Source organism: Patescibacteria group bacterium (assembly GCA_018819405.1).
In the GTDB taxonomy this organism is placed as follows: Bacteria; Patescibacteriota; Patescibacteriia; order UBA1558; family GWA2-36-10; genus XYD1-37-29.
In genome coordinates, this window is record JAHJQF010000001.1 from 217,887 (window position 1) to 241,074 (window position 23,188).

Below are 23,188 nucleotides of genomic sequence, written 5' to 3' on the forward strand. Positions count from 1 at the left end.
AATTATGGCAGAACAAAATTATGATGTAATAATTGTCGGGGCTGGCCCAGCAGGACTGACAGCGGCAATTTATACTTCTCGTCGTGCTCTCAAGACCCTAGTCATTTCCAAAGATGTTGGCGGTCAGCTTGCTTTGACTGATGATGTAGAAAACTATCCTGGTTTTAATACAATTGGCGGTTTGGAATTGTCACAAAAATTTCAAGAGCAGGCGGCTAAGACCGGTGTAGAATTTTTGTTTGAAGGAGCAGAAAAAATAACCAAAGACGGCAATAATTTTTTGCTGGAAACTAGCACTGGTAAAAAGCTTGGCGCTAGAACAATTATTTTATGTTTTGGTCTTACACCGCGTACATTGGATGTGCCGGGTGAAAAAGAATTGACCGGCCGAGGTGTCAGCTACTGCGCTACTTGTGACGGGCCATTGTATAGAGGCAAAAATGTAGTGGTAGTAGGTGGGGGTAATTCAGCTCTTGATGCTGCGGAGTATTCTTCCAAGCTAGCCAAAAAGGTGTATATGTTGGTTCGCAAAGATGCTTTTCGCGGTGAGCAGGTTTTGATTGACCACGTCAACAATGCCGAAAATGTAGAAATTATTTTCAATGCCGCGGCCAAAGAAGTCAAAGGCACAGACAGGGTGGAGAAGTTGGTTTATGAGACCGCAGATGGTCAGCAAAAAGAAATAGAGGTAGAAGGTATTTTTGTAGAGATTGGTCATGTGGCCAAGACGGGTTGGTTGGACAATCTTGGTTTGGACATGACAAACAGAAAAGAAATTATTATTAGCCGTGACAATGAGACTAATATTAAAGGTATTTTTGCGGCTGGTGATATTACTGATATTACTTATAAACAAGCGGTGATTTCAGCCGGGGAAGGATCCAAAGCAGCCTTGCAAGCTTACAAATATTTGCAGGGTGATAAGCCGATAGTCCCTGACTGGACACCAAAGAAATAGCCAAGTCATCCTGAATTCCTGCCCGACATGCCTGATGGCAGTGTGGTGGCAGGTGGGCACTTCAGGATTTAGTCGATTATTTTAATCATTAAGTAGATCCCGGATCAAGTCCGGGATGACAATGTATAGTTATGAATGCTTATGATAATGCAATGAGGCAACTGGAAAAAGCCTCAAAGCTTATGAACCTCGACAAAGACGTGTTGTCGAGATTGTCTTCTCCAGAAAGGGTAGTAATGGCTTCTTTACCTGTCAAAATGGATGACGGAAGTCTTAGAATTTTTCAGGCCTATAGAGTACAGTACAATTCTGCTCGCGGACCATACAAAGGAGGAATTCGCTTTCATCCCCAAGTTGATTTGGACGAAGTAAAAGCATTGGCTTTTTGGATGACTATTAAGACTTCGGTAGTTGGCATCCCTATGGGCGGTGGCAAAGGGGGAGTGATAGTAGATCCAAAATCTTTGTCAGTTTCAGAAATTGAAAGATTATCTCGGGCTTGGATTAGAGCCTTTCGCTCAGTGATTGGGCCAGAAAAAGATGTGCCTGCTCCAGATGTTTATACCACTCCACAAATTATGGCTTGGATGGCTGATGAATTTTCTCAATTGGAAGGCAAGGCCAGTCTAGGCGTAGTAACTGGCAAGCCTCTAGAATATGGCGGCTCAAAAGGACGCGGTACTTCTACGGCTATGGGTGGATTCTATGTCCTGACGGAAGCAATAAAAGAACTTGGCTTGGAAGCAAAAAAAACTAAAGTAGCTATCCAGGGTTTTGGTAATGCCGGAGCAACTATGGCTCATCTTTTGCATGAGGCAGGATATAAGGTAGTAGCTTTGGCTGATTCCAAGTCCATTGTCTACAATGACAAAGGCATTGATATTGATGAAGCTGAAAATTATAAAAAAGACAAAGGTTCTTTGGCTGGATTAGCTGGTACCAAAGATATAAATATCAAAGAATTCTTTGCACTGGATGTTGATGTGATAGTGCCAGCTGCACTTGAAAACCAAATCAGCAAAGATAATGCCAACGACATCAAAGCCAAGATTGTGTTGGAATTGGCTAATGGTCCGACTACTCCTGAAGCTGATGAAATAATGTTTGAAAAAGGTATTATGTTGATTCCAGATGTACTAGCTAATGCTGGTGGGGTGACAGTATCTTATTTTGAATGGTTACAAAATATTTCTAACAACTACTGGAGCGAAGAAGAAGTAGATAGTGAACTCAAAGAAAGGATGATTCCGTCTTTTCAGACAATACTAGAGATGTCCAAAGAATATAAAACTGATTTAAGGACAGCCGCTTTTATTTCGGCTCTTCGTCGCATAGAAGCAGCTAGTAAAGTAAGAAATTAAATTTTTATATAAAAAGAAGAAGCACCCCAAGACATGGCAAGGGGTGCTTTTTTGTTGCGGCGCTTGTGGTGGCGCCTAGTTGTTGTCCGGTTCGGGCTCGGGATCCTGGCGGGGGCGGGGATCACGGGGATCCTGCTGCGGTGGGGCAGCCTCATAGAGAGGCTCTTTCTTCGACTGGAAACATCCGCAACTTTCGTTGCAACTTTCCTTGCCACACTGGCACCTGCTCATGGGGAGCCTCCTCGGGATTGGGTGATGAAGTCCATTAGATCCCATGATTGGAATGCCGGCGAGATCATCTCTGCCTTCGGTTTCGTACCAATCGCCGGTTCCAAAACAACCGCCCATAGGGCACCTCCTTAAAGATAATAGTGGTAGTCAGTTATAAGATTATAACCAGCCTTATATTTTTTGTCAAAAGTAAAACACCGAGCTTCCGTGGAGAGGTTCGGTGTTTTTATGATGGTAGGTCTTGCCGACAAGTGACAGCAAATGGATTGCTGGTCAGCACCTTATCTAGATCAAAACCTTGCAATAAGTGGAATCCGTTTTCACTGGTCTCCGGCAGATCGTCTAGACAGTGAAATATAAGGTAGCTTTTGAGGCAGACAACTTTGGGACAGTTGGCAAAGGCTTGGCCAAGGTCAAATTCGTAGAGAAAGTCTAGCTCGCTTGGGGGTTGGTATATTTCTAGCAAATAATCTCTGGCCATTATTTGAGCAGTCATTTCCGATTTTGTTTCGGGATCACTTATGGACTCTACAAACATTTCCAATACCTCATCCATACTGGGTTCTATAGCAATGAGGTCGTCTAGACCGTTTAGATTACGGTCATAAGTGTCTTCCGGAAAAATCGGTAGACCGCATTCTTCCAGGTCAAACCAGTCTGGCGGGCAGCTAGTATCTTGGGTAGTTTTTTCTTCATCAGAAAAAACAAGTGTTTCCTCCTGGTCTAGTTCTCTGAGGTGATCGTAACCGTCAGTCAGGGGCAAGATTATAAGGTAATTTTTGTCCAGTTGAGCCATCATTCCCTCCTTGGTGTCAATGTTCGCGACTTCCATCTTAATTATACCCAGCATTTCTTTTTTCTGTCAAAAATTATATAATTTTATTATGTCAAAATATATCATCGGAATAGACGAGGCTGGTCGCGGGCCACTGGCTGGACCAATAGTAGCGGCTGGTATAATCTTTCGTGGCTCAAAAAGGGAAAAGCAAATTTTGGATTTAGTAGATGATAGTAAAAAACTTAGCCTCAAGAGGCGAGAGGATTTATTTTTACCAATTATCAAAAATTTTATTTGGTCAGTCAGGATGTATGATAATAATTTTATAGATAAATATGGCATTCAAAGAGCCAATATACTTTTATTTCACGATATTGTAGAAGATTTAGGAAAATATTTTGGTAAAACAAATGATGTGGTGGCTGATTATGTGGGGGGAGGGGAAACAGTTTTGAAAAATATAAATTTTTTTAAGTCTGGTGAAAGTCAATTCAAAGAAATTGCTGCTGCTTCGATATTGGCTAAGGTATATCGTGATAGATTGATGATGGATATAGATAAAAATTATCCGCATTATGAATTTGGGCTGCACAAAGGCTATGGTACTCGAAGACATTTTGAAGCAATCTCTAGACATGGCTTGTCACCAATTCATAGAAAAAGCTTTCTAAAAAATTCAGCCCTTGCGTATTTTGATACTACAAGGGCTAAGATTTAGTTGGAGCCTGCTCCGTTGAGAGAGCGAGGTTCTACTACGCGACCTTCTTTGATTGCTCGGATGATACCTTGGATCATACCGTCGGAAATACCTCGATCAATATAGACTACAGTGGCTTGAGCTTGGTGTCCCCAAGCCAAGCCGGCTTCAATACCAAGTCTTCTTTGTTCGGGTACAGTATCGTCTAAGATGCCTTCTTGGGTATAGAGTAGGTGCGAGGCATAAGGAGCTTCACCGCGTTTGAGACAATCAAGGACACAAGCTCTAGCGTAGCGAATGTTGGCTTGTACTTCCTCGGGAGTGCCGGCAAAGGGGCTTTCTATTATTACTAGACGGTGCATGTTTTTCTCCTGTCTGAAAGTTTGTTGTACGAAGTGGGCAGGACACTAATATTTATTAACATAGAAAAAATATTTGAGCAAGTTCTTGACAGACAAAATAAATTTGTTGTAAGATAGAAGAACAAATAAAGCCGTCTATTTTTTGAGAGACGGCTATACATACAAAAGCCCCCACATTGTGGGGGCTTTTGCGAAGAAAAGCGATTTTGAGAGCTAACTAGGTTAGTCTCAACAGAATCATACGACAAATTGAGAGATTTGTCAATATTTATTAGTAATTCCACAATATGTGGATAGGAAAGGAAAAGTGATTATGGACTTAAACAAAGTAAGTCTAATCGGCAATTTAGTAGCCGATCCAGAGGCCAGGACATTGCCCTCCGGGCAAAATCTAGCAGTATTTAAGATTGCGACCAATTATGTTTGGCGTGATCAGCAAAGCAAAGAAAAAAAGACCAGGGCTGATTTTCACCGGGCTGTGGCTTGGGGGCACTTGGCAGATATTATCAATACCTACCTAAAAAAAGGCTCCAAGGTTTTTTTGGAAGGGCGTTTGCAAAATCGTTCTTGGGAAGATAAAAATAAAAACAAAAGATATACCACAGAGATTGTGGCTAGTGATTTGATAATGCTAGGTGGCAGCAACAAAAAAACTGTTACTGGTGACGAAACAGCTAGAGAGGATGTTGATGTACAGACTATAGAGCTAGACGATAATTAATTGTCTTTTCAAGGTCTGAAGTTTGCCTGTATCTTCAGGCCTTCAATAAGACAATTAGAAGAAAGCGATTTTTCTGTCTCAGGGAGCATCTTTTTGGTGGGAGAGCTAAATTGTCCTAGGTTAGTTTTTTGTGTTCGTGCAAAAAGCTAACCACGATGTTCATTGACAAAACCAAAGGAGGAAAACAGCACTAGTCCATTCTAGTTTTTGGTCACCGGTTCCCACAAAACAAAAGGAGAGGGTCATGAAAGGTAAAGTGTGTTGGCTCAGCTTGTTGATTATGGCCATGGTCACTTTTTGGCTTATTGGCTGTGATCGCGAGGAAGCGGGAGTGGTGTCTCCCGTTGAGGTGGAGCAAGTCGTTGCCAGCCCAAGTGAGCAGGCGGAGAAAGCTTATCCACCCTATTCATTCTCGCTCAGGGTTCCGTTTCTCACGCAGGTTCCGCCTGGAGATTGGCTCAACACCAAAAACTGTGGGCAGACTTGTGCTGTCATGTTGGGTGGCTATTTTAATAATAGCCCAGTCAACTCAAGTCAAATTACAGCTCAGAATGTCTGGTTGGCAAACTATACTGGCAATTCTTGCTATAATCGGGCCAATGGTTGCGATACCTCAATTTATCGATTGAAAACGCTACTGGAACAGAAACATAAATTGCGCACTTCATATCCCGCTTGCAGTACGCTAGAGCAACTGATCAATATAGTTGCTAGCGGTAAACCTTGTGTAGTCGGGGTGATGATCAAGAGCGGCAACTTGGTTTCAAGCGGTGGGTATCCTCATTGGGCCATTGTAGTTGGCTGGAATGGCAACGTGATCATCAATGATCCGGGCTCTTCCCGTGGCAATCATCGCAGCTATTCCATAGCCGCTTTTGATGCCTCTTGGGCAACTCAAGGCAGAACATATTTTTCTGTCTCGCGTTAGCCTAGTGGGGCGAGTCAAATTTTTAACTCGCCCCCCATATCTTTATTATGATATAATTATTTATAGTTTAAATATATTTTATGAGTAGAAAAAAAGCACTAAAAATTTTAATAATTTTTTTGATAATAATTATTTTAGTTATTATTTATTTTTTGTTAGTCAAGAAAAAGAAAAACAATACAATAGAGATGGTAGAAAATTTTACTTTGTATCAAGAAATAATTGATCCAAATGAAAAATCATTTGACAAATCTTGTCCCAATGAAGAATTTAATAAATTTCTTTTACTGACGGAGCAGGGTAGTATAAAGAGTTTGAAGTTGCCGGGCGGACTACTGACAATAATAACACCAAATTATTATAATTGGAGTAACAAAAAATTTTTGAGTTTTAATACTATTGAGCCAGAGGCATTTTGTAATGCTGGCGGGACTTATCCACTTCACGCTTATAAAGATAAGCTATTGTGGAAGCAAGGTTGTAGCACTGGCGCGATGCCCGAGCCAGACGCCCCAAATTATCAGGAGTTTATGAAGTGTATAGAAACAGAAGAAACAATTATAAATTTTTTTAAATAGAAATAGCATAGTGAAGAAAATAGAGAAATTCTTAATAATATGTTAGTGACTTTAAAATTTGTGTAATAATTATAATTAAAAACTAAATATGCAAAGAAAAGTGATTTTCCCGTTTATCGGGGCCGTCCTTTGGACGATTCTAATTTGTTTTTTCACGCTGACTTTAAAAGTTGAAGCCAGTGAAAGCGATTTGCTATTTTCAGAGATAATGTATGACGCCTCTGGTGCTGATAGTGGTCATGAGTGGATTGAAATTTTTAATTCTGGACAGGAAGATGTGGTAGCTAGCAGTACCTGGAGATTTTTTGATGGGGCTAATCATAATATTAATCTATATCAAGGCACCACTACTATTGCTTCTCAAGAATATTTTGTTTTGGCCGACAACGCTGAGAATTTTTTAGTTGATTATCCAGATTTTAATGGTACTGTTTTTGATACAGTGATGAGTTTGCCAAATAGTAGTTCTACTATTGGGCTGAGTTTTGACAATGGTCAGTCGTATTTAATAGAAAGTTTTTATGATGCTAGTTGGGGAGGGGGCGATGGCTTTTCTCTGGAGAAAATTTTAGAGACATGGCAACAATCCTGTTTGTTAGGAGGTAGTCCTGGTGTTGCCAACCAAGAATGTGAAACAGATGAGCCTAGTCAGGATAGTGAACCAGAAATAAATTATTGGTCGCAGATTGTAATTTCAGAATTTTTACCTAATCCAGAAGGTAGCGACGACAATGAATGGATTGAATTGTATAATCTAGGCCCAGAAATAATTGACCTATCTGGCTTTGTACTAGGCGATGATTCTAGCCGGCGCTTTACATTAGATCAAGACGCGGGTATTGATTTAGGGCTGTTACCAAATAGCTATTTAGTGGTTTATAAAAATATAAGTGGCATATCTTTGAATAATTCTGGTACAGACTCGGTCAGGCTATATACGCCAGAAGAAATACTACAAGAAAGAGTAGAGTATAATGGTCCGGCTTTGGAAAATAGAAGCTATGCCAGAAGTGATAGTGGTTTTGTCTGGACCAAAAATCCTACTCCTGGCCAAGCCAATCAAATAGTAGAAAATCAGGCTCCAATTGCCCAGATTTTGGCAGAAGGAACTTTTAATATTAGCCAAAAGATTAGTTTTTCGGGGGAAAACTCTAGTGACCCAGAAGGGGAAGATTTGGACTATTTCTGGGATTTTGGGGATGGTCAGACCAGCTCCAAGGCCAGCTTGACTCACAAATTTGAACAAGCTGGACATTATACAATAGTATTGACCGTAACTGATCCTGAGGGACTTGGTGATAGGGCAGAATTTGTCATAGATATTTATCCTATAAATGAGACAAGTCAGGATATTACGGAAGTAGAGAAGGTACAAAGTGAAGAAAAAATTTTTGAAACAAATTTGGTTGAGGATGATTTGATAATTTCAGAAATAATGCCCAATCCCAAAGGCAGTGATGATAATGAATGGATTGAGCTGTACAATGCTACGGATAATGATATAAATTTGTTTGACTGGAGCATAGACGATGCAGAGGGAGGGTCCAAGCCATATCAATTTGCTACCACAACCATAAAGGCTAATAGCTTTTTAATTGTTTACAGACAAGATAGTAAAATAACTTTGAACAATTCTTCGGACTCTGTCCGTTTGATAAGGCCGGACGGAAAAATTTGGCAGGAAGTAATGTATGAAAAAATACCGGAAGATAAAACTTATGCCTGGGACATGGAAAACAGCGAATGGTTTGTAGCTAGCCCCACACCAGCTAGTCCAAACTTAAATATCCCAGAACCGGAAATAATGTACCAGGTTTTGGAAATAAAAAATTTGGAAAAAAATAATGATGTTTTGATACAGGGTGTGGTATTAAATAAGGCGGATAAAAATACGCGCAGTGTTTATCTGGCAGATTTTGACGGAGAAAAAATTAATTTTGCTGAGCTTGTAGAAATTTATAATTATTATAAAGACTGGCCAGCCTTATCAGCTGGTCAAGTGGCTACACTAAGAGGACAAATATCCAATCTTGATGATTTGCCACGGATAAAAATAAAATCAGCTGATCAGATCTGGTCCAATGATCAAAAAATAAACTTTAAAAAACCAGAGCCAATTAGTACAGATGATTTGGACAGTGATTTTTTGGGTAGTTTTGTCAGCGTCAAAGGAATAGTGGTCAAAAAAAGTGGTAAAAATATTTATTTGTCAACAGAAGAAGGTGGCGAGTCAAACATCAGAGTATATACTACTTTTTCTCTAGCGGATTTGGAAATAAAAAAAGGCAGTGAAGTAATAGCCTCGGGGATATTGTCAGAAACAGACAGTGGTTTTAAGATGACGCCTTTTACTATTGACGATATTTTGGTATCGCAAGAGGTCTTGGGAGAAAAAATATCCGAGAGTGTAGACGAAGAAATGAGAATTGTCAGCTCGACAAATCAGGCGGTAGTTGATAATAGAGGCAAGAGTGTAAAAAATATTTTATTTTTATTAATAGTAGCTATTTTTATTTTGGGTTTGATAGCTTTTGTCAAAAAGAAAAGAGCGTCCGGTCTGACCGAACGCTCTCACACGTAGCCTTTGAATTTGGAAAAGACAAAGGCTAGAGTGTCCCAGAAAAGAAAGAGCCAGAAATTGTCCAGCCTTTTTTGTGATCCGTTTCCATAGGCGGATCGGGCTTTGACAACAGCGAAACTGTAGTCGCTGTTTTTCCAACGTTTCTTGAAAGTGGCTTTGACACGACGGGCGTGCCAGGGGTGGGCAACAACCACGGCTGTTTGCCAGTCGTGAGCTTGCATGTGCTTGAGAGATTCTGAAGCGTTGAACCAAGTACGGTCAGCAATTTCATCTAGGAAAACGTTACCAGTAGGCACACCTTTTTCCAGAATGACGGCTATAGCTCTGGCTTCACTGAGCCCCTTGAAGTGGTAGCCTCCTGAAACAAGGATGTTGCGGCCGTAGCCTTGGGAAAAAAGTTCACGACCTTTGTAGGCCACTTCTCTGGATGAGGGGCTGGCACTGTAGCCGTCTTTGAATACATCGATTCCGATGCAGATGATTACATCGGCCGGTGTAGGGGGTAGTACGTCGTCGGTAACAGCAAAACGTCTTTCAAACCACTTCCAGAATTTCATGTCTTTCACCTCCTTTCGAGGTCTGGGAAAATATCAAATAGCGAACTGCTTATACTAAATCAAAATATTTAATAAGTCAACTAGTTTGACAAAAAAGCCAATAACTTTTAATATGAAAATATGAGTAATTATTTAATGCACAATTTAGCTTGGTGGAAAGATTTTAGAAGCTGGCGTATCAGTTGATTTTTTGTGTATTTAAAAAGTTTTTGATATCGTCGGTTTCACAGGCGATTTTTTTATTAATTTAAATTATAATAATATGAATAAAAAATATGATATTAATCCCGATAAAAATGGGTATTTTGGCGAGTATGGTGGTCAGATAATTCCTCCAGAGCTTAAGCCAATTTTTGATGAAATAGCTGATTTTTATTTAAAGATAAAAGATGAAAAAGATTTTCAGGATGAATTAAAATATCTTTTAAAAAATTATGTGGGTCGTCCTAGCCCAATTTACTATGCTAAAAATCTGACTAAAAAAATAGGTGGCGCCCAAATTTACTTTAAAAGAGAAGATCTCAATCACACTGGTGCGCACAAGATAAATCATACTTTGGGAGAGGCGCTCATTGCCAAACGCATGGGCAAGAAAAAACTATTAGCCGAGACTGGAGCTGGCCAGCATGGAGTGGCACTAGCCACTGCCGCGGCAGTGCTTGGTATTCCTTGTGAAATACATATGGGGGAAATTGATATTGCCAAACAAGCTCCCAATGTAATCCGAATGAAAATTTTGGGAGCAAAAGTTGTGCCAGTTAAGATGGGCACCAAGACACTCAAAGATGCAGTAGACAGCGCTTTTAATGAATTTGTTAAAGATCCACAAAATACATTTTTTGGTATTGGTTCGGTAGTAGGTCCTCATCCTTTTCCAATGATGGTCAGAGATTTTCAGAGAATAGTAGGAGAGGAAGCCAAAGAACAATTTCAAGATTTAGTCGGCAAGGATCCCGATGCTCTGGTTGCTTGCGTGGGAGGAGGTAGTAATGCTATTGGTCTTTTTTCGGCCTATCTAGAAGATGAAAAAATTGATATTTATGGAGTAGAGCCAAGCGGTCGCTCTCTCAATCCTGGCGATCATGCTGCTACCTTGACTCTGGGCAAGCCGGGAAATATCCATGGCATGTATACTTATTTGCTTCAAGATAAAAAAAGACAACCAGAGCCAGTTTACTCAATTGCTTCGGGACTTGATTATCCCGGTGTTGGTCCACAACATAGTTTTTTGAAAGATATCAAAAGGATAAAATATGAATTGGCTAGTGATAAAGAATGTCTAGATTCTTTTATGGAGCTGTCAAAATTAGAAGGAATTATTCCGGCTCTAGAAAGCGCTCACGCCGTGGCTTTTGCCAGGAAGCTGTCCAAGCAGCTAGGTAAAGGAAAAAATATTTTGGTTAATCTTTCTGGTCGGGGAGATAAAGATATAGATTTTGTAGTTAAAAAGTTGGGCATTTAATTTTTGAATAAAAAATATAGGATAGTAGAATTGCTATTGAGCAACTCTACTATCCTAGCAGCTTGGCTACTGGTAGTAGCCGACGACGGTCATGTTGTTGATGAAGTTGGTGTTCTCGACCATCTTGGCGATGGTCAAGCCTAGACTGACGTGCATGTAGTGGTAATTTTTCGAACGAGCCTCGTCAGCATCGTTTAGCATCCAACAGTTGCTGGTGCTAATCCAGCAGTTGTTTTCTCCGAAGCAAATAGTTTCCCATTTGCGTCCCAAGTCGTCGATAATGCTACGCAGCTCCCTGGCCACCGCCTGGTTGATGTTGCAGTTCACGTAGAACTGCAGGTAGGCGTCGGTGTTGGTGAAGGCAAACCAGGTGAAGGAGTGTTGCTCTCCGCCGGGGTCGGTCAGTGTACCAGTGCCGTAGCCGAAGCGGGCGGCAAAGGCCTGCGAGAAGTCCTCGCCGTAACGGCCGAGGAACCAGTCTTCGCATTCGCTGATGAAATTTTCATCGGGCAGGTTGCTCAGCTTGGGCTGGCCAGGTTGTCCTGACTGAGCTAGGGTCGGCAGGGCGGTCAGCAGTAAGCAGACGACAGTGATGAAAAAGAGCGACTTCATTGGACATTTCCTCCTGAGAGAGTGGACAGTGACACGGGGGAAATCAGAAAAATATATCATAGTATTATATCACAAAATAACTAAATTATCAATATTATAATGATATAAAATTATTGACTAAATAGATATATTATTGTAAAATCAGCTTTGTTATTATTATATAATTTATTTTTTGTGCCGGGGTGGTGGAATTGGTAGACACGCTAGCCTTAGGAGCTAGTATCCGAAAGGGTGTGGAGGTTCGAGTCCTCTCCCCGGTACCATATTGAAATATTGGGTGTGTAGCTCAGCTGGTTAGAGCGCTACATTGACATTGTAGAGGTCAGAGGTTCGAGTCCTCTCATACCCACCATTCGACTCCGTTCTACTTTGCAGAACTTCGCTTATGGTCTTCGACCATAATAATGCATAGAAAAAGCCAAGGTCAAATGCTCCGATCGTAGTTGGGGGATTATATATAGCAGATATTAGGCAGTCTGTTTTTTGTTTACAAAAAGAAAAGCTCCAGCCAGTAAATGACATTCCCTGGCTAGAGCTCTTTGTCTCGAAGAGATTTGCTATTTCCCTGTTAGGTCACCCCTTCATCTGATACCCCGCTCCTTTTTTATAATCAAGCGCACCATTGCGCTTTGAATCTATATTTTGGATTGGTGTTGTGGATTGTACGCTTATATTTTTAGTATAGCATAATATATAATTATTTTGTTATTTTGTAAAGGGCTCTTTCTTTACAAACATCCTTATAAATCATATAATATAAGTACTTTTAATAGCTTAAAAATAAAAAGATGCTAAAAAAGAAAAATAAAAAAGAAGTGGAAATTTTGGAAAACCAGGAGCTTGAAGAGGACGATGCTGATTTTGAAGATGTGGAAGATGTTTATGATGATGAGTTGGAGGAAGAAGGACAGCTTTCAGTAGATGTCTATCAAGATAGAAATAATATTTACATCAAATCTACAATTGCTGGTGTGGAGCCAGAAGACATAGATATTTCTTTTGACAGTGATATGATCACTATCCGTGGGCAAAGGAGAAAGGATAAGACTATTCACGAGCAGGACTATTTTTATCAAGAATGTTATTGGGGTAATTTTTCTCGTTCTATTATATTGCCAGTTGATGTTCAGGAAGACAAGATAGAAGCTACAATTAGAAACGGTGTACTGACTATCACCTTACCTAAAACCAAAGGTAAAGATATAAACATAAAAGTAAAAGACGAAAATTAAAATGTTGGACAATAAAAAAGTATTTTTTGATCATCAGGATAAGGGCAAAAATTTTTTTAGGACAGAATCTGGTCAGGAGATATCTATTGATGCCGCACTTTTTTTCAAAGACTTAAAACAAGGTCAGGAATATTTTTTGTCTTTTAGTGAAAATAATTTAGCAGATCAAGAAAGTAAAAAGATTTTGAATGATCTTTTAAATGAAGATGAATAATTATTATGGAAAAAAAATTTTTTGATAAACAATCCATCGTCGCAAAAAAATGGTTATGGATTCCCGTAGCTATTTTTATAATTCTAGTTGGTGGAACTTTTGGAGCCTATGCTTATGTGGAAAATAGCTACCAAGGCAAGATATTAAAAGGTATATCAGTGGCCGGAGTAGATATTGGTGGTATTACTGTAGATGAAGCCAGAGCCAAGCTGGATAAAAGAATTGATTTTGTAAATAGCCGTGGCTTTGTTTATAAAGCAAATAATAAAGAAGTGACCATATATCCAAATATTGCAGCTATAGATGGAGCCGACAGTTTAGCTTGGCTGGTATCTTGGGATGTAGAAAAAACTCTCTTGGAAGTGACTAGTTTCCAAAATGATAAAAGCTTTGGTAACTTTTTTAATAAATTGGCAACCTTGACCAAGGGGCGAGACTTTCCTATTTATTACAAATGGGATAAGGAGCAAAATCAACAGATACTAGAAAATAGTTTTAAAGAATTACTTTTAGAAAAGAAAGAAGCCAGTTATTTTTTTGAGGAAGATGGTAGTTTAGGTATTACTCAAGAAAGCATTGGACAAACTTTTGATTATCAGCTAGCTCTAGCAGAGACCAAGGATCAGATACAACAGCTGATGAGTAGTCAGATAGACCTTTTGGTGATAGCCGATAAGCCAGCTATTAGCAAAGAGGTGCTTGAAAGATACAAGGATAAAGTAGCCAGCACTTCTAAACGAGGAGATTTTTATTTGACTTATGAAGAAAGAGATTGGAATATACCAAATGATATTTGGCGCCAGTGGTTAAGATTAAAACAAGGAGCTAATGATTTTTATGTTGGACTGGATAATAATCTTTTTGCTGAATATATAAAAGAAGTTGGTATGAAGGATGAAATAGAAATACCGGTGCAAGATGCAAAGTTTAAGTTGGTAGATGGTAAGGTAGCAGAGTTTGTCAGCAGTCAAGATGGTCTGACCATAAACTTAGAGGATACTCTAAAATCAATGGAAGGGACTTTGAATAATCCGGGAGAACTAGAGGTGCCATTTGTGGTAGAGGTAGCCGAATCAAAAGTGGATAATCAAGATGTTAATGATTTGGGAATCGTAGAGATTATCGGCATTGGCGAATCTGATTTTAGTGGTAGTCCTGTCAATCGTATTCATAATATTAGAGTAGGAGCTGATACTTTGAACGGTATGCTTATAAAACCAGATGAGGAGTTTTCTCTCATTACTGCTTTGGGAGAAATTGATGGTGAACATGGTTATAGGCAGGAGCTAGTTATAAAAGGTAATCAAACTATTCCTGAATACGGTGGAGGTCTTTGTCAAATTGGGACAACCGTTTTTCGAGCAGCTTTAGGTACTGGTTTGCCAATCACCGAAAGAAGAAATCATTCATATCGGGTTTCTTATTATGAGCCAGCAGGAACTGACGCTACTATCTATAGTCCTTGGCCTGACTTTAAATTTAAAAATGATACAGGCAAACATATTTTAATTCAAACTAGGATAGAGGGTACTAAACTTTATTTTGATTTTTGGGGAACAGAAGATGGTCGTGTAGCTATTGCTACCGAGCCGGAGATATACAATATAGTAGCTCCACCAGAAAAGAAAATAATAAAAACTACTGACCTGGAGCCGGGGCAGACAAAGTGTACAGAAAGGGCTCATTATGGCGCTGACGCCAAATTTAATTATAGTGTCCAGTATCCAGAGCAACCAGAGCCGGTAGAAACTACTTTTTATAGTCACTATATACCTTGGCAAGAAGTCTGTTTACTCGGGGTGACTGAAGAAGAGCTTTTGGCCGAGCAGCAAGAAAATCAGACAGCTACCAGTACTCCAGCTGAATAACAATTTTGAAATTATTGCAAACTAAAACCCTGCACCGTATGGTGCAGGGTTAATTTTCTTTATATTTTTATGATCTTTATTTCCAGACAACTGTGCCCAAGAAAATCATCTCTGGAAAAAATTGAGCCAGAGCCAAATTTAATCTTAGAGATGATCCCCATGCTTGTCGTGGACACAGTTGCCTGAAAACACAGATTTTTACTGACCAAAATAATTTACTGACTCTGTAACATGGAATAATAGCACATTTATTTATCTTTGTCAAGCCGGTTAAAATATGCTATAATAAAAGCAGTTTTTTGAAATTTGCCCTGATATTTATTTCTTGACTAGAGTAGATTTTTGGGCTATTATCATAGACATTAATTTTTATAAAACATTTATGAGTACACCAACAAAGAAAAGGACAAAATCTCAAGGCGGACAAAGAGCATCACATTTCGCACTAACCAAAAAAATTACTACAAAGTGTAGCAACTGTGGTCAAAGCATTATGCCTCACCGTGCTTGCCCCAAATGCGGATATTATAAAGGAACAAAAAAAGTAGCTGCCAAAGGCAGAGGAAACAAACAAAAATAAAATGGCTAATAGACACTTAGCTCGAACAATTGCTCTTCAAACGCTCTTTCAGTGGGATTTTCTAAAAGGAAAAAAAGACCAGAAAGAGATTTTGGAGTATATAAAAAAAGAATTCGCTCCTGATTTTGATGATCAGGGCTTTTCTTTTGAATTGGTAAATGGCATTGTCAAAAATCAAAAAAAGATTGATGGCCTAATAGCCCAATTTGCTCCTGAATGGCCAATAGATCAAATCACAATGACAGACAGAAATGTTTTGCGTATTGGTGTTTTTGAATTAAAACTCAAAGAAGATATACCACCTAAAGTAGCAATCAATGAAGCAATTGAGCTGGCCAAAGCTTTTGGCGGTGACTCAAGTGGTAAATTCGTAAACGGAGTTTTGGGCAGTATTTACAAAGAAATGGTCAAAAATGGGGAAAAGCAAGATTTGCCCAGCCAAGGTATAAAAGAAGTATCAGCCGGCGGTATGATTTATCGTCAGACAGACGATGGTTATTATTTTGTGCTTATCATGGATGCCTATGGCAAATGGACATTCCCCAAAGGCGGTATTGAGCCAGGGGAAAATGAAGAAGAGGCAGCACTACGTGAATTGTCTGAAGAAACAGGCTTACAAAATCTAGATAGTAATGGCTATTTGGGTGAAACAGAAGTAAAAGTGCATAAGCCAAATGAAAAACCATATCGCAAACTCATTAAATATTATTTAGTTGAGACCAAAGACACAGAAATTGTCGTGCCTAAAGTAAGCGAGCTCAAAGATGTAAAATGGTTCCCTTTGTCAGAAGCATTAGATAGGATAGACTATGAAAATGCCAAAGATATTTTTAATAAAGGTTTGGAAAAAATCGGTTTAAAGTAAAAACATGGAAAAAAATTTATCCGTTTTGGAAACAAAATTAGACGTAAAATTTAAAGATATTAATTTTTTGAAATCAGCCCTGGTACACAGGTCTTATTTAAATGAGCACAAAAATTTTGGACTTGATCACAATGAAAGGTTAGAATTCTTGGGAGATGCGGTTTTGGAGTTGGTAGTAACTGATTATTTATACAACAATTATAGTGAGGCAGAAGGCATATTGACCAACTGGCGTTCCTCTTTGGTAAATGGTGATAGGTTGTCTAGTATTTCTGAAGAGCTTGGCGTCCATAGATTTATGTATCTCTCCAAAGGCGAGTCTCAGGATACCAATAAAAAAGCTAGGCAATATATATTGGCCAATGCCTTTGAGGCTATAGTAGGGGCTATATATTTGGATCGGGGGTATAAAACAGCTGATAAATTTATAAAAAAATATTTATTATCACAACTGTCAAAAATTATAAAAGATAAAGAATATATTGATCCCAAAACTAGATTTCAGGAAAAGGCTCAGGAGCAGCAGGGCGTCACTCCGCATTATCGTGTTATTTCAGAATCCGGACCAGATCATAATAAAAAGTTTGTAGTAGGAGTATATCTAGAAAAAACACTGGTTGCCAAGGGCGAGGGTTATAGTAAACAAGAGGCTCAAACCACCGCCGCTACAGCGGCCATAAAAAAGAAAAAATGGTAGAAACAGAGCCCCTGAGCACAGGGGCTTTTTAATATTTCTATTTTTTGCTATTATTAATATATAATAGATCTTCTCCACAACCGTTGTCAGGATAGGCCTGCAAAACTGAGTCGCTTTGCGGCCTAAGGACACCTCCAATCTCACAATCCCCCCCCATCGTCCTACAACGGTTTCTGGTCCTCGGACCTCTCTCGACTGGGTGTTTTTGGCGAAAACATCTAATAATCGGGAGAGGTCGGGGACCTTTCTTTTTTCTTACATCAAATAGCAATAATATTGTTTCCACTTTGCGCTATTTGACGGGGCGAATTTAAAAAAAACAAAATATATGCTAAAATAATAGCGCTAATTCAAGCGTTTTTATTTTATTGTATGTATTTAGAAAAACTGGAAATTCAAGGCTTTAAGTCATTTGCTAATCCGACCACTTTAATTTTTAATCGGGACATGACAGCAATTGTCGGTCCAAATGGAAGTGGTAAGTCAAATATTGCTGATGCAGTCCGTTGGGTACTAGGTGAACAAAGTATCAAAACTCTTCGGGGTAAAAAATCAGAGGATGTCATATTTGCCGGATCTGATAAGAAAAATAAACTCGGATATGCCGAGGTTAGTTTATATCTTAATAATTCTGATCGCCAGGCAGAACTTGATTATGAACAGATTGTTATTACCAGAAAGATAGAGCGAAGTGGCGAGAGTGAATATTTGATAAACAACAATAAAGTTCGTTTGTTTGACGTCCAATTACTTTTGGCTAAGGCTAACTTTGGTCAAAAAACATATAGCGTGATTGGTCAAGGCATGATTGATTCCATATTGGTGTCATCTGGTCAGGAGAGAAAAGAATTTTTTGATGAAGCAACGGGTGTCAAACAATTTCAAATCAAAAAAAATCAGGCTATCAATAAATTGGAAGGCTCCAAAGAAAATCTTGAACAAAGTGCCAAGATTTTGGCTGAGCTTGATCCACGACTGCGTAGTTTGACTCGTCAGGTAAAGAGGTTGGAAAAAAGAGAAAAGTTGGAAGAGGAACTCAAAGAAATACAAACAAGCTATTATAGTTTTCTGACCAACAATATCAATGATGACTTAAAAGTTAAAAAAGAAGAATTTGATAAATTACAAAAAGAAGTAGCAGATTTGAATCAAGAATTAATAGACCTTCAGACCCAGTTGGACAAAGAAGAAAAATCCTCATCTCGTCAGGATAATTTTGAAATATTACAAAAAAAATTGGCCCAATCTCAAAGTGAGTTATCTATACTGATAAAAGAAAAAACAATTTTGGAAGGTCAGGCCGATTTAAAATTAATGTCATCTGGTAAATCCGACATTGTCTGGCTAAAAGCGAGGATAGAGGAGCTAAAAAATCAGATCAATAATGACAAACTAATTTTGTCAGAAAAACAAACTAGTCTAAAGATTGCCAAAGACAATCTCCAGCAGTTAGAAGAGAAGCGGCAAGGAATAATGGAAGAGTTTTCCAAGCTGGAAAATAAGCTTTTGAATAATGGTGAGCTTTCTCCTGAAGAAATGCGTGAAAAATTAGAAGGTATTTTGAGAAAACAGATTAGTTTTCAGGAGCTTTTGGAAAGAATGGAGACTATTGATATTTTGCCAGATTTGAAAAAGGCCTGCTATCAGGTGACGGAAGCAGTCAACGCTTTATTTAGTAAAATAAAAGTATCCAAAGAAGATAGCCGCAAGATTTGGCAAAACGAGTTCAATAAAATGCTTTCCAGTAAGGATAATTTGGTAGCGGAAATAAGTGAAGCTCGCACTAGGCTAGCAGTCCTAGAAAGCGAAGATAATAAAATAAAAGAAGCAATAGAGCGTGCTGAGCAAGAACTAAAAAAATTAGAGTCCGATGCTAAACGATTGGCTGGAGATAAGTCTGATACTTCTAAACAACTGGAAGAAACTGTCACCAAGATAGAAGATAAAAATAAACAACTCTCAGAAATAGAAAAACAAATCCAAGAGTTTAATAAAATTGAGGAAGACAAAAGGCAATCTTTGGTGCAAGCCCAAAAAGGATTTCGTGAAGTACAAGCAAACTTTAATGAAAAAAATTCTAAGCTCAATGAAATAAAAGTAGAATTGGCTCGTTTGGAAACCAGACAAGAAGAGCTTGAGCGTGAGATACGAGAAGAATTCAGTGTTTTTGAACTCAAAAAAACAAACTCAATCAATGTAGAAGAAAGCCGAGAAAAAATAAATAGTTTAAAAAATCAATTGAGCATTATCGGAGGAATTGATGAAATGGTTTTGGAGGAATATAATGAAGTATCAGAGCGTTATAATTTTTTGAAAGAGCAGAGCGATGATTTGCTTCAAGCTATAGATCATTTGGAAAAAGTAATTAAGGATTTGGAAGAGGCTATTTCCAAGCAGTTTGACAAGAGTTTTAGAAATATAAATAATTTATTTAATCAGTATTTCAAAAAATTATTTAATGGTGGTAAGTCAGAACTTATTTTGGACATCCAAGATGTCAGAGTAAATAAAGCTGGTGAATCAGAAAATTCCGAGGAAGAAAATGAGGAAGAAGTAGAAACTAAAAGACAGTATGGTATTGAGATAAAAGCCACGCCGCCAGGTAAAAGATTGGCCAGTATCAATATGCTTTCAGGTGGAGAAAAGGCACTGACCTCTATTGCTCTTATTTGTGCTATTATTGCCAATAGTCCTTCGCCATTTGTGGTTTTAGATGAGGTAGATGCAGCCTTAGATGAAGCCAACTCTATGCGTTTTGCAGAAATCTTAGAAGAATTATCGGCCAAAACTCAATTTGTAGCCATTACTCACAATCGAGCCACAATGCACAAATCAAAAATTATCTATGGGGTGACTATGGGAGATGATGGAGTATCAAAGTTATTGTCTATGAGTTTTGATCAGGCTGATGAAATAGCTCAATAATATATAGATTTTTTAGCCCGCCGCGTTTTACGCGGCGGGCTTTATAATTGACAAAAATTATATTATATGGTTATTATTAAAATTGATTCTGTACATATCTCAGCTTTTATACTAGAAGCATAAAAACACTCGCCACGATAGGACCCAAAAAAAGAAAGGAAAGTTTTTAACATGAAAGACAAAGCGGTTGCTAGGGTGATGGACGGAGACCTAGTGTTTCTGAGCTTGGAGGATCTGGGTGAAGACTTGTTGGTCCGGCTGGGAAGCAACGGTCAGCTCGACCACATCATGACTTCTGACGGGGTCAAACTACATATCTTCGATGTCTACTGTGTGGACGGTTTCTCCGTTCAACTCCACAGTGACAGTGATCGTCACAACGCCTTGCTCAAGTCGAGTATCGGCCACATCGCCGTTTCCCGCTCTTTCCTGCCGCCGGATTTCGCCGGCTAAGTCCCATACATGCGAGAACCCCCGCCGAACGTAGTTTGGCGGGGGTCTTTTTTTGGTTTAGATTATTTTCCGTAAACTCCGCGGACAAGATCAGGATTTTTGCCAGAGTCAGTCAGATACTTTAGATTGATATCGCGGACTGCTTCACACACTTGTTTTTGTTGATCAAGATCTACACTATCAAGCATTTCTATAAAAGCTTCAAAGTCTTTTATAAAACAATGACCGCCAGCACCACGGCCACCTTGGTGTATGACGTCAAGGTGTGTTGGGCCAATACGCAAATCGTGCTTCATTCCTTCTTTGATAGTTTCAAAATCAAGACCCTTTTTTTCAGCCAGATCATAAAACATATTCATAAATACCACCTTGAAATAAAACCAACAGTTACCACCGTATTTGATCATTTCAGCGTTTTCTACTTGCATGACTTTGTTGTAGGGTGCTTTGGCCAGTACGCTCAAAACTAATTCACCTTTTTGCTTTAATGTTTCATTTTTGATATCAGTGACACCAACAATATTTCTATAAGGATGTTTAGCATCATGGGCAGCTGTTTTTTCGGTCAAAAACTCTGGACTATGCATTACAATTATATTGGGGTGTTGTGTTTGCATTTTTTTGGTGGTGCCGACTTGGACAGTAGATTTGATAACGGCAACTTTACCATCACCTATGAGATTTAAAACTTCATCCACTATAGAATCATCAAAACCTTCTGGAGTGGTGGGAGTAGGCACAGCAATAAGCACTATGTCACAATTTTTTATCTTATCTTTGTTTTCGGCATAGGTATCTATGTCATAGCGGACAATATTAAAACCGCGATTTTGGAAATCATCGGCATAATTTTTGCCTATCCATCCCTGGCCAATAAAGCCAATTAGCAATTTTTTTTCCATTTTTATTTGATAAAATTTTAAAACTGATTTTTATTATAACAATTTTAAAAATAAAGTCCAGCTTATTTTTTAATATATGTATTGACATAAGTCCTTAATTATAGTAATATTGACCCCGTTAAATAACCCCGTCAAAACGGGGTTCCCGCTAAGCGGGATTTAACGGGTAGAGCCCTTCTACTTCAGTAATAATTAACAAGCGAAATATTAAATGTTAGCCATTAGATTGCAAAGAGTCGGACGAAAAAAACAGCCACTTTATAGAGTGGTAGTTTCAGAAAAATCCAAGGATACCTATGGAAATCACCTAGAAATCCTAGGCAACTACAATCCTCATAAAAAAGAGGCCGTTTTGAAGGAAGACAGAATAAAACATTGGCTTTCTGTAGGTGCCCAAGCTTCTAATACCGTCAACAATCTTTTTATCAAAGAAGGCGTTATAGAAGGTAAAAAGGCCAAATCTGTAAGAATTACTAAAACCAGACAAGCCAAACAGAACGAAAAGAACAAGGCAGACACTGAAGCTAAGGCTAAAGAGGCTGAACCAAAAGTTGAAGAGCAGCCAGTTGTTGAAGAAAAAAACGAAGAAGTTAAAGAAGAGCAAATTAAAGAATAGTTTTTTGCTTCTTGACCTTATTTGAAAGCAATTATATAATATAAAAAGTTATTCTTGCTCATTAAAAGGGTATAACCCGATTTAGAAGATAATTAACCAAAAAGACATGGAAGATAAAGTATTTTTAGAAACAGTTGTTAAAGCTTTAGTCGAAAAACCAGAAGACGTTGTTGTCGAAAGGAATATCGACGAAAGAGGCGTACTTTTGACTTTAAAAGTCAACCCAGAAGAAATGGGAAAAATTATCGGTAAGCAGGGTCAAACAGCCCGTGCTCTAAGGACTCTTCTGCGTATCATTGGCAACAAGAATAATTCTTATGTCAATTTGAAGGTTTACGAACCAGAAAAAGAAGGTAGAGCTCCAAGAGAAGAAGCTCCAAGAGAAGAAGTTTCTAGCTCAGACGCCGATGTAGATGATTTGAAATTATAATTTTTGAACATTTATATTATAAAACATTAGACCGCAAACGCGGTCTTTTGTTTTTGTGGAATTTATAATATTATTAGATTATGAAAAAGGGGATTGATTATACAGGTATAAGTGTTGTCTATTTTTGTCATGATGGAAATGGCAATTTTATGATGGCCAAAAGATCTAAAGAGTGTCGTGATGAACATGGTCGATGGGATATTGGTGGAGGCGGACTAGAATTTGGGCATACTGTGATAGACACTTTACGGAAAGAAATTAAAGAGGAGTATTGTAGTGACGTAATTGAATATGAGTTTTTAGGTTATAGAGATGTGCACAGAGAGCATGATGGCCAAAAGACGCATTGGTTAGCCCTAGATTTTAAAGTTTTAATAGACAGATCTATTGTAAAAAATGGTGAGCCACACAAGTTTGACGAAATAAAATGGTATCAATTGAGTAATATACCACAAAATACCCATTCACAGTTTCCTAACTTTTTGAATCTGTACAAAGATAAATTATGAAGTTATGAATATTGGCCATGAAGCCGGTAATTTTAAATGGTGATTTAAGTAAAATAATATGTAATTGCGAA

24 protein-coding genes and 2 tRNA genes are annotated in these 23,188 nt (G+C 38.5%); 21 read left to right on the plus strand and 5 right to left on the minus strand.

All coding sequences use genetic code 11. The features are described 5' to 3' along the window. Positions 1-4 precede the first annotated feature (4 nt). Together KKH39_01040 and KKH39_01045 are read left to right on the plus strand one after the other, a co-directional pair. On the plus strand, positions 5-958 hold the full coding sequence (locus KKH39_01040; protein MBU1202619.1) for an FAD-dependent oxidoreductase: 954 nt from the start codon (positions 5-7) through the stop codon (positions 956-958). Between the two features lie 131 nt (positions 959-1,089). Then, positions 1,090-2,319: a Glu/Leu/Phe/Val dehydrogenase gene (locus KKH39_01045; protein ID MBU1202620.1), complete on the plus strand. Its 1,230-nt coding sequence runs from the start codon at positions 1,090-1,092 to the stop codon at positions 2,317-2,319. Between the two features lie 457 nt (positions 2,320-2,776). Here KKH39_01045 and KKH39_01050 read toward each other — a convergent pair whose 3' ends face one another. After that, a complete protein-coding gene (locus KKH39_01050; protein ID MBU1202621.1) occupies positions 2,777-3,400 on the minus strand; it encodes a hypothetical protein in 624 nt (207 codons plus the stop codon). A gap of 34 nt (positions 3,401-3,434) precedes the next feature. Between KKH39_01050 and KKH39_01055 the strand changes: the two genes are divergently transcribed. After that, on the plus strand, positions 3,435-4,046 hold the full coding sequence (locus KKH39_01055) for a ribonuclease HII (GenBank protein ID MBU1202622.1): 612 nt from the start codon (positions 3,435-3,437) through the stop codon (positions 4,044-4,046). Here the strand turns inward: KKH39_01055 and KKH39_01060 are convergent. Then, on the minus strand, positions 4,043-4,387 hold the full coding sequence (locus KKH39_01060) for a hypothetical protein (GenBank protein ID MBU1202623.1): 345 nt from the start codon (positions 4,385-4,387) through the stop codon (positions 4,043-4,045). The two genes, KKH39_01055 and KKH39_01060, sit on opposite strands and share 4 nt — an antisense overlap. A gap of 289 nt (positions 4,388-4,676) precedes the next feature. Here KKH39_01060 and ssb point away from each other — a divergent pair, with 289 nt between their 5' ends. The 4 genes from ssb (at position 4,677) to KKH39_01080 (ending at position 9,195) form a co-directional block, all read left to right on the plus strand. Then, positions 4,677-5,108 (plus strand): single-stranded DNA-binding protein, encoded by a 432-nt coding sequence (gene ssb / locus KKH39_01065; GenBank protein ID MBU1202624.1) that lies wholly within the window; start codon positions 4,677-4,679, stop codon positions 5,106-5,108. Positions 5,109-5,352: 244 nt separating this feature from the next. Beyond that, positions 5,353-6,036, plus strand: coding sequence for a C39 family peptidase (locus KKH39_01070; protein ID MBU1202625.1), 684 nt, complete (start codon positions 5,353-5,355; stop codon positions 6,034-6,036). An 80-nt stretch (positions 6,037-6,116) separates the two neighbouring features. Then, positions 6,117-6,614, plus strand: coding sequence for a hypothetical protein (locus KKH39_01075; protein MBU1202626.1), 498 nt, complete (start codon positions 6,117-6,119; stop codon positions 6,612-6,614). Positions 6,615-6,702: 88 nt separating this feature from the next. Then, the gene (locus KKH39_01080) at positions 6,703-9,195 is read left to right on the plus strand and encodes a lamin tail domain-containing protein (GenBank protein MBU1202627.1); all 2,493 of its coding nucleotides are present in this window, start codon (positions 6,703-6,705) and stop codon (positions 9,193-9,195) included. Here KKH39_01080 and KKH39_01085 read toward each other — a convergent pair. After that, positions 9,186-9,752 carry a YdcF family protein gene (locus KKH39_01085; protein ID MBU1202628.1) on the minus strand — a complete coding sequence of 189 codons (567 nt, stop codon included), beginning with the start codon at positions 9,750-9,752 and terminating at the stop codon, positions 9,186-9,188. The genes KKH39_01080 and KKH39_01085 overlap by 10 nt on opposite strands. 262 nt (positions 9,753-10,014) lie before the next feature. On the opposite strand from KKH39_01085, the gene trpB reads away from it, so the two are divergent. Continuing rightward, a complete protein-coding gene (trpB, locus tag KKH39_01090; protein MBU1202629.1) occupies positions 10,015-11,214 on the plus strand; it encodes a tryptophan synthase subunit beta in 1,200 nt (399 codons plus the stop codon). Between the two features lie 66 nt (positions 11,215-11,280). Here trpB and KKH39_01095 read toward each other — a convergent pair whose 3' ends face one another. Then, positions 11,281-11,826 (minus strand): hypothetical protein, encoded by a 546-nt coding sequence (locus tag KKH39_01095; GenBank protein MBU1202630.1) that lies wholly within the window; start codon positions 11,824-11,826, stop codon positions 11,281-11,283. A 176-nt stretch (positions 11,827-12,002) separates the two neighbouring features. Between KKH39_01095 and KKH39_01100 the strand changes: the two genes are divergently transcribed. The 10 genes from KKH39_01100 (at position 12,003) to KKH39_01145 (ending at position 20,660) form a co-directional block, all read left to right on the plus strand. Then, positions 12,003-12,089, plus strand: a tRNA-Leu gene (locus KKH39_01100). A 12-nt stretch (positions 12,090-12,101) separates the two neighbouring features. Next, positions 12,102-12,178, plus strand: a tRNA-Val gene (locus KKH39_01105). A 436-nt stretch (positions 12,179-12,614) separates the two neighbouring features. Beyond that, a complete protein-coding gene (locus KKH39_01110; protein MBU1202631.1) occupies positions 12,615-13,058 on the plus strand; it encodes an Hsp20/alpha crystallin family protein in 444 nt (147 codons plus the stop codon). 1 nt (position 13,059) lies between these two features. Continuing rightward, complete coding sequence (locus KKH39_01115) at positions 13,060-13,272, plus strand: hypothetical protein (GenBank protein MBU1202632.1); 213 nt, start codon at positions 13,060-13,062, stop codon at positions 13,270-13,272. A 5-nt stretch (positions 13,273-13,277) separates the two neighbouring features. Next, a complete protein-coding gene (locus KKH39_01120) occupies positions 13,278-15,140 on the plus strand; it encodes a VanW family protein (protein MBU1202633.1) in 1,863 nt (620 codons plus the stop codon). 382 nt (positions 15,141-15,522) lie between these two features. Continuing rightward, on the plus strand, positions 15,523-15,720 hold the full coding sequence (rpmF, locus tag KKH39_01125; protein MBU1202634.1) for a 50S ribosomal protein L32: 198 nt from the start codon (positions 15,523-15,525) through the stop codon (positions 15,718-15,720). A gap of 1 nt (position 15,721) precedes the next feature. Beyond that, positions 15,722-16,585: a transcription antitermination factor NusB gene (gene nusB, locus KKH39_01130; GenBank protein ID MBU1202635.1), complete on the plus strand. Its 864-nt coding sequence runs from the start codon at positions 15,722-15,724 to the stop codon at positions 16,583-16,585. A gap of 4 nt (positions 16,586-16,589) precedes the next feature. Continuing rightward, positions 16,590-17,282, plus strand: a complete 693-nt coding sequence (rnc, locus tag KKH39_01135; GenBank protein ID MBU1202636.1) for a ribonuclease III — start codon at positions 16,590-16,592, stop codon at positions 17,280-17,282. Between the two features lie 372 nt (positions 17,283-17,654). After that, positions 17,655-20,207 carry an AAA family ATPase gene (locus KKH39_01140; GenBank protein ID MBU1202637.1) on the plus strand — a complete coding sequence of 851 codons (2,553 nt, stop codon included), beginning with the start codon at positions 17,655-17,657 and terminating at the stop codon, positions 20,205-20,207. 171 nt (positions 20,208-20,378) lie between these two features. Then, a complete protein-coding gene (locus tag KKH39_01145) occupies positions 20,379-20,660 on the plus strand; it encodes a hypothetical protein (GenBank protein MBU1202638.1) in 282 nt (93 codons plus the stop codon). A 62-nt stretch (positions 20,661-20,722) separates the two neighbouring features. On the opposite strand, the gene KKH39_01150 is transcribed toward KKH39_01145, so the two are convergent. Beyond that, on the minus strand, positions 20,723-21,562 hold the full coding sequence (locus tag KKH39_01150; protein ID MBU1202639.1) for a hypothetical protein: 840 nt from the start codon (positions 21,560-21,562) through the stop codon (positions 20,723-20,725). A 211-nt stretch (positions 21,563-21,773) separates the two neighbouring features. On the opposite strand from KKH39_01150, the gene rpsP reads away from it, so the two are divergent. The 3 genes from rpsP (at position 21,774) to KKH39_01165 (ending at position 23,117) form a co-directional block, all read left to right on the plus strand. Beyond that, positions 21,774-22,178: a 30S ribosomal protein S16 gene (gene rpsP, locus KKH39_01155; protein ID MBU1202640.1), complete on the plus strand. Its 405-nt coding sequence runs from the start codon at positions 21,774-21,776 to the stop codon at positions 22,176-22,178. 106 nt (positions 22,179-22,284) lie between these two features. Then, on the plus strand, positions 22,285-22,608 hold the full coding sequence (locus KKH39_01160) for a KH domain-containing protein (GenBank protein MBU1202641.1): 324 nt from the start codon (positions 22,285-22,287) through the stop codon (positions 22,606-22,608). An 80-nt stretch (positions 22,609-22,688) separates the two neighbouring features. Further along, positions 22,689-23,117 (plus strand): NUDIX domain-containing protein, encoded by a 429-nt coding sequence (locus KKH39_01165; protein ID MBU1202642.1) that lies wholly within the window; start codon positions 22,689-22,691, stop codon positions 23,115-23,117. Positions 23,118-23,188 lie beyond the last annotated feature (71 nt).

Coding starts and splice junctions, on each gene's coding strand:
- KKH39_01115 (MBU1202632.1), top strand. CDS start 13,060: ATGTTGGACAATAAAAAAGTATTTTTTGATCATCAGGATAAGGGCAAA.
- rnc (MBU1202636.1), top strand. CDS start 16,590: ATGGAAAAAAATTTATCCGTTTTGGAAACAAAATTAGACGTAAAATTT.
- KKH39_01110 (MBU1202631.1), top strand. CDS start 12,615: ATGCTAAAAAAGAAAAATAAAAAAGAAGTGGAAATTTTGGAAAACCAG.
- KKH39_01075 (MBU1202626.1), top strand. CDS start 6,117: ATGAGTAGAAAAAAAGCACTAAAAATTTTAATAATTTTTTTGATAATA.
- rpmF (MBU1202634.1), top strand. CDS start 15,523: ATGAGTACACCAACAAAGAAAAGGACAAAATCTCAAGGCGGACAAAGA.
- KKH39_01045 (MBU1202620.1), top strand. CDS start 1,090: ATGAATGCTTATGATAATGCAATGAGGCAACTGGAAAAAGCCTCAAAG.
- KKH39_01160 (MBU1202641.1), top strand. CDS start 22,285: ATGGAAGATAAAGTATTTTTAGAAACAGTTGTTAAAGCTTTAGTCGAA.
- KKH39_01040 (MBU1202619.1), top strand. CDS start 5: ATGGCAGAACAAAATTATGATGTAATAATTGTCGGGGCTGGCCCAGCA.
- KKH39_01060 (MBU1202623.1), bottom strand. CDS start 4,387: ATGCACCGTCTAGTAATAATAGAAAGCCCCTTTGCCGGCACTCCCGAG.
- rpsP (MBU1202640.1), top strand. CDS start 21,774: ATGTTAGCCATTAGATTGCAAAGAGTCGGACGAAAAAAACAGCCACTT.
- nusB (MBU1202635.1), top strand. CDS start 15,722: ATGGCTAATAGACACTTAGCTCGAACAATTGCTCTTCAAACGCTCTTT.
- KKH39_01070 (MBU1202625.1), top strand. CDS start 5,353: ATGAAAGGTAAAGTGTGTTGGCTCAGCTTGTTGATTATGGCCATGGTC.
- KKH39_01085 (MBU1202628.1), bottom strand. CDS start 9,752: ATGAAATTCTGGAAGTGGTTTGAAAGACGTTTTGCTGTTACCGACGAC.
- KKH39_01165 (MBU1202642.1), top strand. CDS start 22,689: ATGAAAAAGGGGATTGATTATACAGGTATAAGTGTTGTCTATTTTTGT.
- KKH39_01055 (MBU1202622.1), top strand. CDS start 3,435: ATGTCAAAATATATCATCGGAATAGACGAGGCTGGTCGCGGGCCACTG.
- KKH39_01050 (MBU1202621.1), bottom strand. CDS start 3,400: ATGCTGGGTATAATTAAGATGGAAGTCGCGAACATTGACACCAAGGAG.
- KKH39_01120 (MBU1202633.1), top strand. CDS start 13,278: ATGGAAAAAAAATTTTTTGATAAACAATCCATCGTCGCAAAAAAATGG.
- KKH39_01150 (MBU1202639.1), bottom strand. CDS start 21,562: ATGGAAAAAAAATTGCTAATTGGCTTTATTGGCCAGGGATGGATAGGC.
- KKH39_01145 (MBU1202638.1), top strand. CDS start 20,379: ATGAAAGACAAAGCGGTTGCTAGGGTGATGGACGGAGACCTAGTGTTT.
- KKH39_01095 (MBU1202630.1), bottom strand. CDS start 11,826: ATGAAGTCGCTCTTTTTCATCACTGTCGTCTGCTTACTGCTGACCGCC.
- KKH39_01140 (MBU1202637.1), top strand. CDS start 17,655: ATGTATTTAGAAAAACTGGAAATTCAAGGCTTTAAGTCATTTGCTAAT.
- trpB (MBU1202629.1), top strand. CDS start 10,015: ATGAATAAAAAATATGATATTAATCCCGATAAAAATGGGTATTTTGGC.
- KKH39_01080 (MBU1202627.1), top strand. CDS start 6,703: ATGCAAAGAAAAGTGATTTTCCCGTTTATCGGGGCCGTCCTTTGGACG.